Annotated in this window: 10 protein-coding genes; 6 read left to right on the top strand and 4 right to left on the bottom strand. The window is 67.6% G+C overall.

Annotated features, from left to right (window positions below):
• Window positions 1-222: 222 nt before the first annotated feature.
• Both QE449_RS02665 and QE449_RS02660 read right to left on the bottom strand, forming a co-directional pair.
• Window positions 223-1485, bottom strand: a complete 1263-nt coding sequence (locus tag QE449_RS02665; RefSeq protein WP_307108152.1) for a reverse transcriptase family protein — start codon at window positions 1483-1485, stop codon at window positions 223-225.
• Between the two features lie 281 nt (window positions 1486-1766).
• Entirely contained in the window at window positions 1767-3065 is a 1299-nt protein-coding gene (locus tag QE449_RS02660) for an acetyl-CoA C-acetyltransferase (RefSeq protein ID WP_056441321.1), read from the bottom strand.
• Window positions 3066-3192: 127 nt separating this feature from the next.
• Here QE449_RS02660 and QE449_RS02655 point away from each other — a divergent pair, with 127 nt between their 5' ends.
• From QE449_RS02655 to QE449_RS02640, 4 genes are all read left to right on the top strand, one after another.
• Window positions 3193-4542 carry a 3-oxoacyl-ACP reductase gene (locus QE449_RS02655; protein ID WP_027506192.1) on the top strand — a complete coding sequence of 450 codons (1350 nt, stop codon included), beginning with the start codon at window positions 3193-3195 and terminating at the stop codon, window positions 4540-4542.
• Window positions 4543-4547: 5 nt separating this feature from the next.
• Window positions 4548-5429, top strand: a complete 882-nt coding sequence (locus QE449_RS02650) for a MaoC/PaaZ C-terminal domain-containing protein (protein WP_307109661.1) — start codon at window positions 4548-4550, stop codon at window positions 5427-5429.
• Window positions 5430-5649: 220 nt separating this feature from the next.
• Window positions 5650-6258 (top strand): acyltransferase, encoded by a 609-nt coding sequence (locus tag QE449_RS02645; RefSeq protein ID WP_222637988.1) that lies wholly within the window; start codon window positions 5650-5652, stop codon window positions 6256-6258.
• The gene (locus tag QE449_RS02640) at window positions 6255-8039 is read left to right on the top strand and encodes a glycosyltransferase family 2 protein (protein WP_307108151.1); all 1785 of its coding nucleotides are present in this window, start codon (window positions 6255-6257) and stop codon (window positions 8037-8039) included. Before QE449_RS02645 ends, QE449_RS02640 begins: the two co-directional genes overlap by 4 nt.
• Here QE449_RS02640 and QE449_RS02635 read toward each other — a convergent pair.
• The gene (locus tag QE449_RS02635) at window positions 8034-9296 is read right to left on the bottom strand and encodes a hypothetical protein (protein ID WP_307108150.1); all 1263 of its coding nucleotides are present in this window, start codon (window positions 9294-9296) and stop codon (window positions 8034-8036) included. The genes QE449_RS02640 and QE449_RS02635 overlap by 6 nt on opposite strands.
• A gap of 232 nt (window positions 9297-9528) precedes the next feature.
• Here QE449_RS02635 and QE449_RS02630 point away from each other — a divergent pair, with 232 nt between their 5' ends.
• Together QE449_RS02630 and QE449_RS02625 are read left to right on the top strand one after the other, a co-directional pair.
• The gene (locus QE449_RS02630; protein WP_307108149.1) at window positions 9529-10911 is read left to right on the top strand and encodes an O-antigen ligase; all 1383 of its coding nucleotides are present in this window, start codon (window positions 9529-9531) and stop codon (window positions 10909-10911) included.
• Between the two features lies 1 nt (window position 10912).
• On the top strand, window positions 10913-11821 hold the full coding sequence (locus QE449_RS02625) for a hypothetical protein (protein ID WP_307108148.1): 909 nt from the start codon (window positions 10913-10915) through the stop codon (window positions 11819-11821).
• Between the two features lie 6 nt (window positions 11822-11827).
• On the opposite strand, the gene QE449_RS02620 is transcribed toward QE449_RS02625, so the two are convergent.
• Window positions 11828-12841, bottom strand: a complete 1014-nt coding sequence (locus tag QE449_RS02620) for a glycosyltransferase family 2 protein (protein ID WP_307108147.1) — start codon at window positions 12839-12841, stop codon at window positions 11828-11830.
• Between the last annotated feature and the right edge of the window lie 54 nt (window positions 12842-12895).

Raw genomic sequence — 12895 nt, 5'->3', positions numbered from 1 at the left:
GCGCCGGTACGTCCTCGGTCACCCGGCTCCCTTCCGTCGTGCTGAACAGGCGCGTTCGCCCTCTGCTCGAGCCTACCCACTGGGGTCGGAGCCCGACTCCTCACGAAGACGGCTCCGCACCGCTGCCGGGTCGGGGGTCAGGCAGCGATGCGGAGCCATGAGGAGTATCGCCGGACGACCGCACTCGTTACAACTCGAATCAGACCGAACGTCCCGGATCTGTCAGGAGTCCCAATCGACCCGTTCAGCCATGGCCAGAAGTCGTGACCGCCGCGAAGGACTGCTTTCGCCGATCCAGGCGATCTGCCCGTACACCGAGGCACGGAAGTCCGGTACACCTGCACGATTCTGGGCAGCGGCACCGGTACGAACACTGTTGTGGAGCAGCGCGCGGAGTGCGTCGTAGCGGTCGCGGGGCGCCGCGGCACTCTCGTTCACCACCAGCCCGGCCAGCGTCTGCCGACGGTGAGCACGCGCGACGTGAGTCTTGTCACCGTTCACCAGGAAGCCCTCGTCGCGCACGATGCGGTCGAGCGCCCAGAGGAGCGTGCCCACATCGGTGTCCGACGGGCCCGACAGCGCCAGGTCGTCGGCGTAGCGGGTGTAGACGAGCCCACGGGCGCGGGCGAGGCCCGCGACGCGACGGTCGAGTCCGCGGGCCACCAGATTGGCGAGCGCGGGCGAGGTCGGTGCTCCCTGCGGGAGGTGCGGGACGCGCAGCAATGCCGCCTGAGTCCGGGCCAGACCGGCGACCTCGTCGACCGGCATCGCGGTGGTGCAGACGCCGGCGAGAACCGACGCCACCCGGTACGGGTACCCGCAGGCCTCGAAGACGGCGCGCACGCGCGGCCTCGTCACCGTCGGGAAGAAGTCCGCGAGATCGACCCGGATGACGACGTCCCGGCCCTCGTGCGGGCGCGCGAAGGTCACCGCACTCCGACCGGCCCGGAAACCGTGAGCGGCAGGATGCGGCACCACGTGATCGAGGACGCGGTGGAGCACGCGCCGCTGCATCTCGCGCAGTCGCGGCTTGGGAATCTCCAGGATGCGCGTCCCGCCGCGACTCTTCGCCACCTCACGAGTCCGGTAGTGGCGCAGCGGCGGAGCCGCCCGACGCAACCAGCCGCCGACGTCGGCGAACCAGTCGAGTTCGGAGACGGTGACGTCCAGGGACGCGGCGAGCTCGGCGGTCGTCGCGAACGCGGGAACCCCGAAGCGCACCGCCGGAGTGGGACGGACGGGCGGCGCGGGGAGGACGAACGGATCACCGGGATACCCGATGACCTCGAGGAGTTCGGCGGCGACCTCCGTCGAATCGGGTGCATGGTTGCGCCGCTCGAGGAGCCTGGTGATGAGGGTCTCGACGTCCGCGACGTGCTCGAACCGGGCCAGCACCTCACCGAGCTCGGTGCTGTTCCACGCGATGTCGACCAGGCGCGGTGCGATCATCCGCGCCGTGCGGTGATGCCAGAACGACTCGGACATCAGCGAGCAGTGGACCGAGGACGTGCGGCGGGGCGAGGCGACCTGAGACTCTCGTCGTCGTCGCGCTCCAGCACGCGGAGCGTGCCGAGGTGCGTCGGACGCAGTGCCCGATTCCGTGAATGTTCCCGAGGGTTGCCCTCGAGGAGGGTCGCGCAGGACCCACTCTCGCCTCGCCACCGCTGCACCCCGCCACTGTGCCAGACGCAGACCGCTCGGTCCGGGAAACGGCAGAGGACCCGGCCACCCCTCGCAGCCGGGTCCTCGTGTTCGGTACGGGAGGCTCAGGCCTCCACGATGGCCGTGATGCCCTGGCCACCGGCGGCACAGATGGAGATGAGTCCGCGGCCGGAACCCTTCTGCGCCAACATCTTCGCGAGCGTGGCCACGACGCGTCCGCCGGTCGCCGCGAACGGGTGACCCGCGGCCAGCGAGGAGCCGTTCACGTTCAGCTTGCTGCGATCGATCGATCCCAGCGCACCGTCGAGACCCAGACGCTCCTTGCAGTACTCGTCGCTCTCGAAGGCCTGCAGCGTCGCGAGCACCACGGAGGCGAAGGCCTCGTGGATCTCGTAGTAGTCGAAGTCCTGCAGTGTCAGGCCGTTGCGCTCGAGCAGACGCGGGATGGCGTACGTCGGCGCCATGAGCAGGCCGTCCTTGTACGAGCCGTTGCCGTGGATGTAGTCCACGGCCGCGAACTCCGAGTCGACGAGGTGCGCGAGCACCGGCAGGTTGTGCTGCGCGGCCCACTCGTCGGTGGACAGCAGCACGGAGGACGCGCCGTCGGTGAGCGGCGTCGAGTTGCCGGCCGTCATCGTGGCGTCGCCCAGCGAGGTGCCGAACACGGGCTTCAGCTTGGCCAGCTTCTCGGCCGTGGAGTCCGGACGCAGGTTGTCGTCGCGGGTCAGACCGAGGTACGGGGTGACCAGGTCGTCGAAGAAGCCACTGTCGTAGGCCTTCGCCATGTTCTGGTGGCTGGCCGCGGCGAGGGCGTCCTGGTCCTCGCGGCGCACGCCGAACTCCTTGGCCGTGACGGCGGCGTGCTCGCCCATCGACATGCCGGTGCGGGGCTCGCCGTTCTTCGGGATCTCGATCCCCAGCATCGACGGGCGGACGCCCGCGAGCAGCTTGAGGCGGTCGGCGGTGCTCTTCGCCCGGTTGAGCGTGAGCAGGAACTCGCGCAGCTCGTTGTTGACGCTGATGGGCGCGTCCGACGTGGTGTCGACACCGCTGCCGATTCCCACGTCGATCCGGCCCGACGCGATGGCATCGCCGACGGCGATGACCGTCTGCATGCTCGTGCCGCAGGCCTGCTGCAGGTCGAACGCCGGGGTGTACGGGCTCAGCGCGCTGCCCAGGACGACCTCGCGGGTGAGGTTGAAGTCGCGGCTGTGCTTGAGCACCGCACCACCGGCCACGAGGCCGAGCCGCTCACCCTGCAGGTTGAAGCGGGAGACGAGACCGTCGACGGCCGCCGTCAACATGTCCTGGTTCGAGGCGTTGGCGTACACCTTGTTCGAGCGCGCGAACGGTATTCTGTTTCCACCGAGGATCGCGACGGGGCGCTTCTCTTTGCTGGTCATCGAACGATTCTCCCTGTGCGCAGATGGCGCGGCCACAGTCGGGGCCGCTTCGTCGTGGACTCTATTCTTACTCACGAGTAAGTTACTTGTCGATACCGTTCGACATACCCGACACGAAGGTAGGAACATGGCAGCCACCAAGGGAGCCCCTGACCTCTACTCGCAGTTCCTCTCCTCTGCTCCCGGCGCGTTTCTCGCCAAGCAGGCGGGACTGCCGAAGCCGGAGACTCTGCGTCGCTACCAGCCAGGTGAGCCTCCGCTCGCCGGCCCGGTCCTGATCGGCGGCAGCGGTCGCCTCGTCGAGCCGCTGCGCGTGCTGCTCTCGGACTACCCCGCCGCGAGCCCGCACGACGACAAGCTGGGCGGCCTCGTGTTCGACGCCACCGGCATCGAGAACATCGAGCAGCTCGAGCAGCTGTACCAGTTCTTCCAGCCCGCGGTCCGCAACCTCGGACCGTCGAGCCGCGTCGTCGTCCTCGGCACCACGCCCGAGGAGACCGGCGACATCGAGGAGCACATCGCTCAGCGCGCCCTCGAGGGCTTCACCCGCAGCGTCGGCAAGGAGCTGCGCCGCGGCGGCACCGCGCAGCTGGTCTACGTCTCCCCCGACGCCGCGCCGGACCTGTCCGGCGTCGAGTCCACCCTGCGCTTCCTGCTCTCGGCCAAGTCCGCGTTCGTGTCCGGTCAGGTCATCGCCGTCGGCAAGGACGGGTCCACGGCTCCCGCCTCGTGGGACCGGCCGCTCGAGGGCAAGGTCGCTCTGGTCACCGGCGCCGCCCGTGGCATCGGCGCCACCATCGCCGAGGTTCTCTCACGCGACGGCGCGCACGTCATCTGCGCCGACATCCCCGCGGCCGGCGAGGCCCTCTCGCAGACAGCCAACAAGGTCGGCGGCACGTCGCTGGCACTCGACGTCACGGCCCCCGACGCCGCCGAGGTGCTCGAGAAGCACGTGAAGGAGCGCCACAGCGGCGGCCTCGACATCGTCGTCCACAACGCCGGCATCACGCGCGACAAGCTCCTCGCCAACATGGACGACGGCCGGTGGAACTCCGTCATCGGCGTCAACCTCGCAGCGCCGCACCGCCTCACCACCGCTCTGGTGAAGTCCGGCACGCTGAACGACGGCGGCCGCGTGATCGACGTGTCCTCCATCGCGGGCATCGCCGGCAACCGCGGCCAGACGAACTACGGCACGTCCAAGGCCGGCGTCATCGGCCTGGTGCACGCCGAGGCACCCGAACTGGCGAAGAAGGACATCACCATCAACGCGGTGGCGCCCGGCTTCATCGAGACGGCCATGACCGCGGCCATTCCGTTCGCCACTCGCGAGGCCGGCCGCCGGATGAGCTCGCTGCTGCAGGGCGGCCAGACCGTCGACGTCGCGGAGACCATCGCGTACTTCGCGAGCCCGGCCTCCAACGCTGTCACCGGTCAGATCGTCCGCGTGTGCGGCCAGTCCCTGATCGGAGCGTGAGCGACGTGGCCACGGTGATCCCGCTCGACGGCCCGCCGAGGATCCGCGACATCTACACCTGCGCGGCTCTCGACTCGCTGCCGATCATCGGCGGCGGCAAGCGCACGCCGACGGCACCGGACGCGACGTACACCCTCGGCGGAATCCGGATCGATCGGGACAACCTCGCGACGTACGCCAAGGTGACCGGCCTCCGTCTCAGCGACACCCTGCCGCTGACGTACCCCTTCACCCTGGTGTTCCCCACCGTGATGTCCCTCATGGTGTCCAAGGACTTCCCGTTCGCGGCCATGGGATCAGTGCACGCGGAGAACGTGATCGAGAGCTTCCGCCCCGTCGGGACCTCGGAGCCGCTCGACATCGCGGTGCACGCGGAGAACGTCCGCGAGCACCGGAAGGGACTGCTCGTCGACGTCGTCAGCGACGTGTCGGTGGGCCGAGAGCTGGTGTGGCGTCAGACGTCCACCTTCCTCAGCCTCCAGAAGACGTCGCTGTCCGGTGGACCTCGCGAGGCACCGCCGGCCGACGAGGTCCCGCCGCCGCCCACCTCGACTCTGCGGGTGGACCAGAAGACCATCTCGCGCTACGCGGCGGTGAGTGGTGACCGCAACCCGATCCACGTCTCGTCGCTGGGCGCCAAGGCCTTCGGCTTCCCGCGCACCATCGCTCACGGGATGTGGAGTGCGGCGGCCGTACTCAGCGCCGTCGACGGCAAGATCCAGGACCGTGTCACGTACTCGGTGCGCTTCGGCAAGCCGATCGTGTTGCCCGCCAAGATCAACGTGTACGCCGAGCGGGTGGGCACGGGCGTCGGGCCGGGGCAGTGGGACGTGGCGCTGAAGCACCCGAAGAAGGGCTACCCGTTCCTGACGGGCACCCTGCGCTGACTCCGCGTCGGAACTCCTCCTCCGCACCCCTCCTCGACTCGCCGGTTCCGCGGGTTCGGGGAGGGGTGCGGTCGTCGGTCGGTCGAATGAGTGACACGGGCTCGACGCGACCGTAGCGTTCTCGGGCATATGCCCCGTTTCCCATCGTGACGCGGTCTCTCGCGACTGTTTCTCGGTTTGCCGAACACCTCGGGGCGAGCGCGACGACGAGGAGCACGACATGGCGGAACCGACGACGAGTACGGGCGCGGTTCGAGCCACCTCGTTCTTCGTGCACCCCGCAGCCCTCTGCGAGAGCGACTCGGTCGGCGACGGGACCCGGGTCTGGGCGTTCGCACACGTTCTCGCCGGCGCCGTCGTGGGCAAGGACTGCAACGTGTGCGACCACGCCTACATCGAGGGGAGAGCCGTGGTCGGCGATCGGGTCACCGTCAAGAACCGGGTCCTGATCTTCGACGGAGTCACCGTGCAGGACGACGTGTTCCTCGGCCCGGGCGTCACCTTCACCAACGACCTCCGCCCACGCGCCCACGTCAAGAAAGGGCCGGACGCGCTGATGCGCACTCTGGTGGAGCAGGGGGCCACCCTCGGCGCGGGTGTCGTGGTGGTGTGCGGCACGACGATCGGTCGTCACGCGTTCGTCGCCGCCGGTGCCGTCGTGACTCGGGATGTCCCGGATCATGCCGTCGTGGTGGGTAATCCGGCACGTCGCATCGGGTGGGCCTGCCGGTGCGGCGAAAGCCTTCCGGAGGATCTCGTGTGCGGCTGCGGTCTCTCGTACGGACTCGTCGACGGCGTTCCGGCACCCAGCGTGGCTCGACTTCCATGACCGAGCCGATCTCCCGCATCGAGCGTTCGACGGCCCACTTCGTCACCGGCGGCGATGCCACCGTCACCGCCCTCGTCGTCACCTACAACAGTGCCGACTCCATCGGCGGCCTCCTCGACAGTCTCAGAACGGAAGCAGCTGGAACCACCCTCCGGGTCGTCGTGATCGACAACGACTCGGCGGACGACACCGCAGCGCGGGTACACGAACATCCCGATGTCGTGTTCGTCGACGCCGGTGGGAATCTGGGATACGCCGCCGCGATCAACCTGGGTATGGAGCGCGTGGATCGGTCCGACGCGATCCTCGTCCTCAATCCGGACGCGCGGGTGTCCGCGGGGTGTGTCGAGGCTCTGGTGGCCGCCGTGACCGAACCCGATGTGGCCGCGGTAGTGCCGTTGCTCCAGGACGAGTACGGTTCCGTCTCTCCGTCGCTTCGTCGTGAGCCGGCCCTGCTCGCCACCGCTGTCGACGCCGTTCTCGGTGCGTACGTCCCGCGCAGACCTCGGGCACTCAGTGAGACGGTCCGCGATCCGAAGGCCTACGCCACTCCGCACGACATCGACTGGGCCACGGGTGCAGCCCTGATGATCGACGCCGATGCAGCACGTCGAGTGGGCGCGTGGGACGAACGCTTCTTCCTGTACTCGGAGGAGACCGATTTCTTCCGACGTCTCCGCACGGTGGGCCGCGTCCGGTTCGTACCCGATGCCGTGGTCGTGCACACGGGCGCCGGGTCGGGATCGTCTCAGGCACTCCAGAACCTGCTGTCCGTCAACAAGATCCGATACGCGGAGATGTATCACGGCAGACTGTGGAGCACGGCCTTCCGACTGTGTGCGGTGGTGTCCGAGATCGCGCGGACAGGATCCGCGTCCCATCGTGCGACCCTCCGAGTGCTGGTCGATCGGCGGCGCTGGACGCACCTGCCGTCAGCTCGACAACGGCCGGTCGAGGGCCGCACGGGGATGGGAACGGTCATCGTTCCCGCACACGACGAGGCAGCCGTCCTCGCACGCACACTGCGACCGCTGTCCGATCTTGCCGACCGCGGGGTCGTCGAGGTCATCGTCGCCTGCAACGGCTGCACGGACGACACCGCTGACGTCGCGCGGCACTTTCCCGGCATCACCGTGATCGAGACGTCCGCCGCGTCGAAGACCGAAGCAATGAACGCGGCGGATGACATCGCCATGTTCTGGCCGAGGATCTACCTCGATGCGGACGTGGTGATGACTCCGAAAGCCGTGACGGACGTTCTCACGCGGCTCACCGCGGGCGCGCCCATGTCTGCACGTCCTCGCTCCCGATACGACACCGGGCACAGTTCCTTCCTGGTGCGCCGCTACTACGCGGCCCGACAACGACTGTCGACCTTCGACGGACACCTCTGGGGTGCGGGGTGCTACGGCCTCACCGAGGAAGGCCACCGCCGCCTGGGCCGATTCCCGTCGGTCGTCGCGGACGACGTCGTCGTCGACGGACTGTTCCGGGGGGACGAGAAGTGCGTGGTACTCACCGATCCCGTGGTGATCTCGGTTCCCAGGACTGTCGCGACCTTGCGGACCGTTCTGTCCCGGACCTACCGAGGTAACACCGCCGTCGCCCGAACCACGCAGACATCGAGCACGTTCCGGGAACTTCTCCGCTCGGTGCGAGGTCCCGTCACCGCTTTCGATGCGGCGGTGTACGCCGGATTCGCACTCGTCGGGCGCCGTGCCGCGCGACGCGTGGTCGACACCGGCTGGGCACGCGACGAATCGAGCCGATTCGGATCATGACCCGGCAGGCGGGAGACCACAGTCGTCGAGTCCGGTGATGCGGTAGACGTGTGCACTGTTCGAATCCGCGAAATCGTCCACGATGACACCCTTGTCGACCTCGACCCGACGGTCCTCTCCGACCACGTCCGCGGTCGAGTCGACAGCGCAGGACAATGTCATACGTCCAGTGGCAGCGCCCTGTTCGGACATCGCCAGAACATGAACCACCCCGTCGGTGTACTTGACCATCGTGTCCAGTCCCGGCGCCGACGCGAGAAACCCGTCGAGGTAGGGAGAGTTCAGGACCGGTGCCAGCTCGGTGATTCTCGCGTTGACGTCACCGACGCGCTCGAGCATGCCGCGGCCGCAGTCCAGAAGAACGTGCTGCGATCGGCATTCGCCGCCGAAGCTGTGGTTGAAGTACACGACCCCCTGCGCACCGTGAACGATGCTGCTCCACACCGCACCTTCCACCTCCGCCGGTTCGATCGCTCGTCGAGATTCGGCGAACGGCTGACCGACCTCGACGAACGCCCACACCGGCTTGCTCCCCGCCGGCTCCACGAGTGATCTCACGCGATCCACAGTCGCACCGTAGTTGGACGCGCGAAGGCATTCGTCGGGGTCGAGATCCACGCCGTCCTTCAGCAGCGCCCCGCCCTCGGTGGCGTCGCAGATGTTGGGGTCGGTGAACCAGTAGGCATCGGCGGACACCACGTCCTGGTAATCGTTCACGAACTTGCTCGACTGCTCGTCGGTGCCCCAGAACAGCACGCTCTTACCGTAATTGGTGTACGTCAGACGCGTGCGATCACTCTGGGCCTCGAGCGTGTCCATGACCGTGTAGCCGCACTTCTCCGTTGCAGGAACGCAGATCTCGCCCTCTCCCGGGTAGAGACCTGTCCACGTCGCGTCACCCGGCCCCGCCCACATGTCGGCTTCGTCGGTGGTCACTCGACCGTCGGTGGGACCGTCCGAGCGCGACGACAGAACGTACATGCCGTTGAGGCCGATACGGGCGAGATCCGTGTCCGGTGTCGGTTCGACATACGTGGTGAACGAGGCCGCGGAGTACGAGGGCAGACGCGTGTCGTCGACCACGGATTCGGCCCAGACTCCGATGGGGAAGAACCCCGGGTCCGATGGCAGCGACGGCGAGAACTGCGAGAAGTACGTCGCTCCGCCGTCGATCTCGCGCAGCATCGGACGACCGTCGCTCCGATGTGCGCTCGACGGGACACCGCACGCGGCGGACAGCATCACTGTGCCGACCACGGCTGCTGTTCGAACCTTCACACTCGACCCTCCTGCACCACCGGATCGTGCCGTACCGACTGTACGTGTCCGCAGATCATGCCGTATCGAATGCCGGTTACACCACACGAAAGAATCATGCGATCGAACGACTTCCGGATTACCGAACCGTGAGTATGTTTGTCGGAGAAAGGCCGATGTCGGGGGATTTTCGTCTTTCGCTCTCAGCACCCGACTCGAGGATGTCGCATTGATGGCAGCACGGGGCGTTCGCGCGATCGACGTGCGGGCACCAGGGCGGGACGCCACCACAACGGTTCCGCTTCTATTGCGCGTCACGATCTTCGCTGCCCTCGTCCTCCCCGCCAACATGGTCTTCGAGGCGATCGGTGCGTCCGGCTACCTTGCGATGCTCATCGGGCTCGCGCTGTTCGCGGTGTGGGTGGCCGCCGTGACGTGGGGCGTGCACGATCCCACGAGAGTCCGTCATCCCGCCCGCATCGGTCTCTGCCTCTTCTGGGTCGCCACCGTGGTCTCGTACCTGCGAATGGGAGGTGTCGAGCCGATCCAACGCGCCGCCGCAGATCGGTGGCTGTTGGCTCTGTTCGCGATGTCCGTCCTCGTCCTCGCCACCGCCGAATGCGTCCGCACCGTCGAGCAGGCCCTCGTCATCGCCCGCACCGTCGCTCTCGGTGCCAGTGTGACAGCTGCGGTCGCATTGTGGCAGTTCGTCGTCAAGACCGATCCCCTCGACCTGGTCCGCTCGATGATGGTCGGTATGACCGACAACGGCGGCGGCACCACGTTTCAGGGGCGTGGCCTGCTGACCCGGGTCGCGGGTAACACCTTCACCCCCATCGAACTCGGTCTCGTCACCGCGATGATTCTGCCGTTCTGCGTGTGGCGCGCACTCTTCGACACCACGGGACGCCACTGGGTGCACTGGTTGCAGTGCCTGCTCATCGCGTTCGCCTCGTTTCTCACGGTGTCTCGTTCAGCTGTGCTGGGTCTCGTCGTCGCCGCCGTCGTCACGGTGCCGTTTCTTCCCCGGCACGCCAGACGGTGGGCAGCGATCGCCATTCCCGTTCTCATCGTCGGCGTGTTCGTCACGGTTCCCGGCCTCATCGCCACGCTCAGTGCCACTGTGCGCGCCGACAGCGGAAACGATCCGTCCCTGGCGACTCGGGTGAACAACTACCCCCGAGTGCAAGCCATGATCGTCGAACGCCCGTGGTTCGGTACAGGGCCGGCGACGTACTTGCCCACCAACGCACTGGAGATACTCGACAATCAGTACCTGCACACGGCCGTGGAGATGGGGCTGTTCGGGCTCGCTGCGCTCGTCGCACTCTTCCTCTGCCCCATCGTCGCCTCGCTGTCGGTGGCTCTGTGGTCGCGGGACCCGGCACTGAAGTTGCTCGCGGCGAGCGCCGCCGCGGCGTGTCTGGTCGCGGCCGTGGGGTCGGCCACGTTCGATTCGCTCTCGTTTCCGGTGTTTCGGCTCATCTGCCCGGTCTTCTTCGGCATGTCCGGCGTCGTCTGGATCATGGCCCGGAACGCGCCCTCCCGCTCGGCAGCACCATCGCACACGGCCGACTCACCCGGCCCGTCAGTTCGTTTCAGTGAGAGGACCTGATATGGATCCGATGTCGGTACTGCGCATCCTGTGGCGACACAAACTCGTCGCCCTGCCGTTCGTCGTCCTGACGATCGCCTTGTTCACGGGCGCCCTGTTCTTCGGGCCTCGCGCGTACCAGGCCACTGCCAGCTACGCGATGATCACGCCGTCGCTGCCGAGTGCGATCGAGATCGAATCGAGCCCGGCGCTGGGAGCGGCGACAGACAATCCCTACCTCCGATCCGCCGACCCGACGCTGGTTCTGCAAGTAGGCAAGACGCGGCTGTCGTCGGAGGAGTCGGTGCGGACACTGCAGTCCGAAGGATTGTCGACCGACTTCGTCGTCGGATCGGGACTGTCCACCAGTGCACAGATTCTCACGATCACGGCGAACGCGGAGAGTCCGGAGGTGGCGGTCCGGAGCGCGCAACGGTTGGGAGAGATCCTCGATGATCAGATACGCCAGGTGCAGCTCGTGAACGGCGCGTCGGATCGCTACCTGATCACGGTCCAGACGATCAACGAGGCAACCGGCGCCGCGGAGCGTGTGTCCAGCCGACTGCGCAACGCAGCCGTCGCCGGCATCGGCGGAGTCGTCCTGCTCGTCGCAGCGGTGGCGATGGCACGCGTCATCGACGAACGTCGTTCCGGCACAACCAGGTCCACACCGGACACACGGGTGGTCGCCGAAACGCCGACGACCGTCCGCGATGTGTCGCATCAGCCGCAGAACCAGGTCCGCCGCGACCCTTTGCCGCACCGTTCTGCCGATCCCCCGCGTCCGCTCGCACCTCGTACGGGGCCTCCACGGATCGCACCGAGCCCGCCGGTTCGCCGTGGTCAGATCGTGACTCCCCCTGCCAACGGTCACGCATCGCGTCTCGGTGCCCGGCCGGCGCCGGTCAGTCAGAGTCCGCGGAGCAAGTGACTCGCATCAGAAGGTGCCGCCGCGGTGCCACCGCCGCCAGGAAGCGTCCGTCCGCACCTTTCTGGCCAGACGCCGCCCGACATACAGAGGGTGCGTCGCCGACCCGCGACCTCGGCGCATCCGCCGACTGAGAGTGCGCCACCCGTCGAGCGATGTCGGGTCCTCCACCGCGTCACGCACGAAAGCGACATACCCGTTCACCAGGTCATGGTCGACCTCTCGTCGGTCGTAACAGCCAGTGGCCATGGCGATCCCGTACTCGGCCACGGCTCGAACCGCGGTGCGATGCAGCTCGGCGGCGGCGGGAATCTGCCCAGCCGGCCCGGAGAACAGCACGTCGAACGCGTCCCTCCGCTCGTACAGATCACGCAGTGGATCCACTTCACGACTGGACAGACTCCGCGGGTGATCCCGGTGCCACGCCTGGTCGACGCCGCGGATGTACGCCACGTCCGCGAACGCCGCGATGCGAAACCACATCTCCATGTCATGCGTGTGCGCCAGCGGCATCTGCCCACCGACTCGGTCCACCACTGACTTCCGCATGAGCACCTCGGGCGAGGTGATCACGTTCAGCCCGTCGCGACACCTGTCCGCCAACCATTCTCGCCCCGACCATATGGTCCATCCCGTCGGTGAGATCCGCGGTGCCGGCAAGTGCTCGTCCGCGACATGGAGGGGATGCCCGTACACGAGTCCCACCTCGGGATGGGCACGAGCGAGTGCAACCGCTCGGTGCAGTGACCCGGGGGTGAGCATGTCGTCGGCATCGAGTCTCACCAGGTACTCACCCGAAGCGACGCGGAGACCGTCGTTGAACGTGTCGACCGGGCCTCGATTGTGGTGGTGGGCCACGACGGACACCCGTCGGTCCGTCGCCGCCCACCGCCTCGCGATCGCGAGGCTTCCGTCGGTCGAGGCGTCGTCCACCACGATCACCTCCACAGACACGCCCACCTGCGAGAGAACGCTCGTCACAGCGTCGGAGAGGTAGTCGGCGTAGTCGAAACACGGGATCACGACCGACACGGTTGCGGCGCCACGCCTCGCACCGACGACGTCGTGCGAGGCACC

Origin of the sequence: Rhodococcus sp. SORGH_AS_0303, assembly GCF_030819335.1 — a bacterium.
GTDB lineage: Bacteria > Actinomycetota > Actinomycetes > Mycobacteriales > Mycobacteriaceae > Rhodococcoides.
This window is presented reverse-complemented; position numbering and strand designations above follow the sequence as displayed.

Bases quoted from the DNA above. Each gene is read 5' to 3' on its own strand.
- QE449_RS02665 (WP_307108152.1), bottom strand. From the start codon at position 1,485: ATGTCCGAGTCGTTCTGGCATCACCGCACGGCGCGGATGATCGCACCG.
- QE449_RS02660 (WP_056441321.1), bottom strand. From the start codon at position 3,065: ATGACCAGCAAAGAGAAGCGCCCCGTCGCGATCCTCGGTGGAAACAGA.
- QE449_RS02655 (WP_027506192.1), top strand. From the start codon at position 3,193: ATGGCAGCCACCAAGGGAGCCCCTGACCTCTACTCGCAGTTCCTCTCC.
- QE449_RS02645 (WP_222637988.1), top strand. From the start codon at position 5,650: ATGGCGGAACCGACGACGAGTACGGGCGCGGTTCGAGCCACCTCGTTC.
- QE449_RS02640 (WP_307108151.1), top strand. From the start codon at position 6,255: ATGACCGAGCCGATCTCCCGCATCGAGCGTTCGACGGCCCACTTCGTC.
- QE449_RS02630 (WP_307108149.1), top strand. From the start codon at position 9,529: ATGGCAGCACGGGGCGTTCGCGCGATCGACGTGCGGGCACCAGGGCGG.
- QE449_RS02625 (WP_307108148.1), top strand. From the start codon at position 10,913: ATGGATCCGATGTCGGTACTGCGCATCCTGTGGCGACACAAACTCGTC.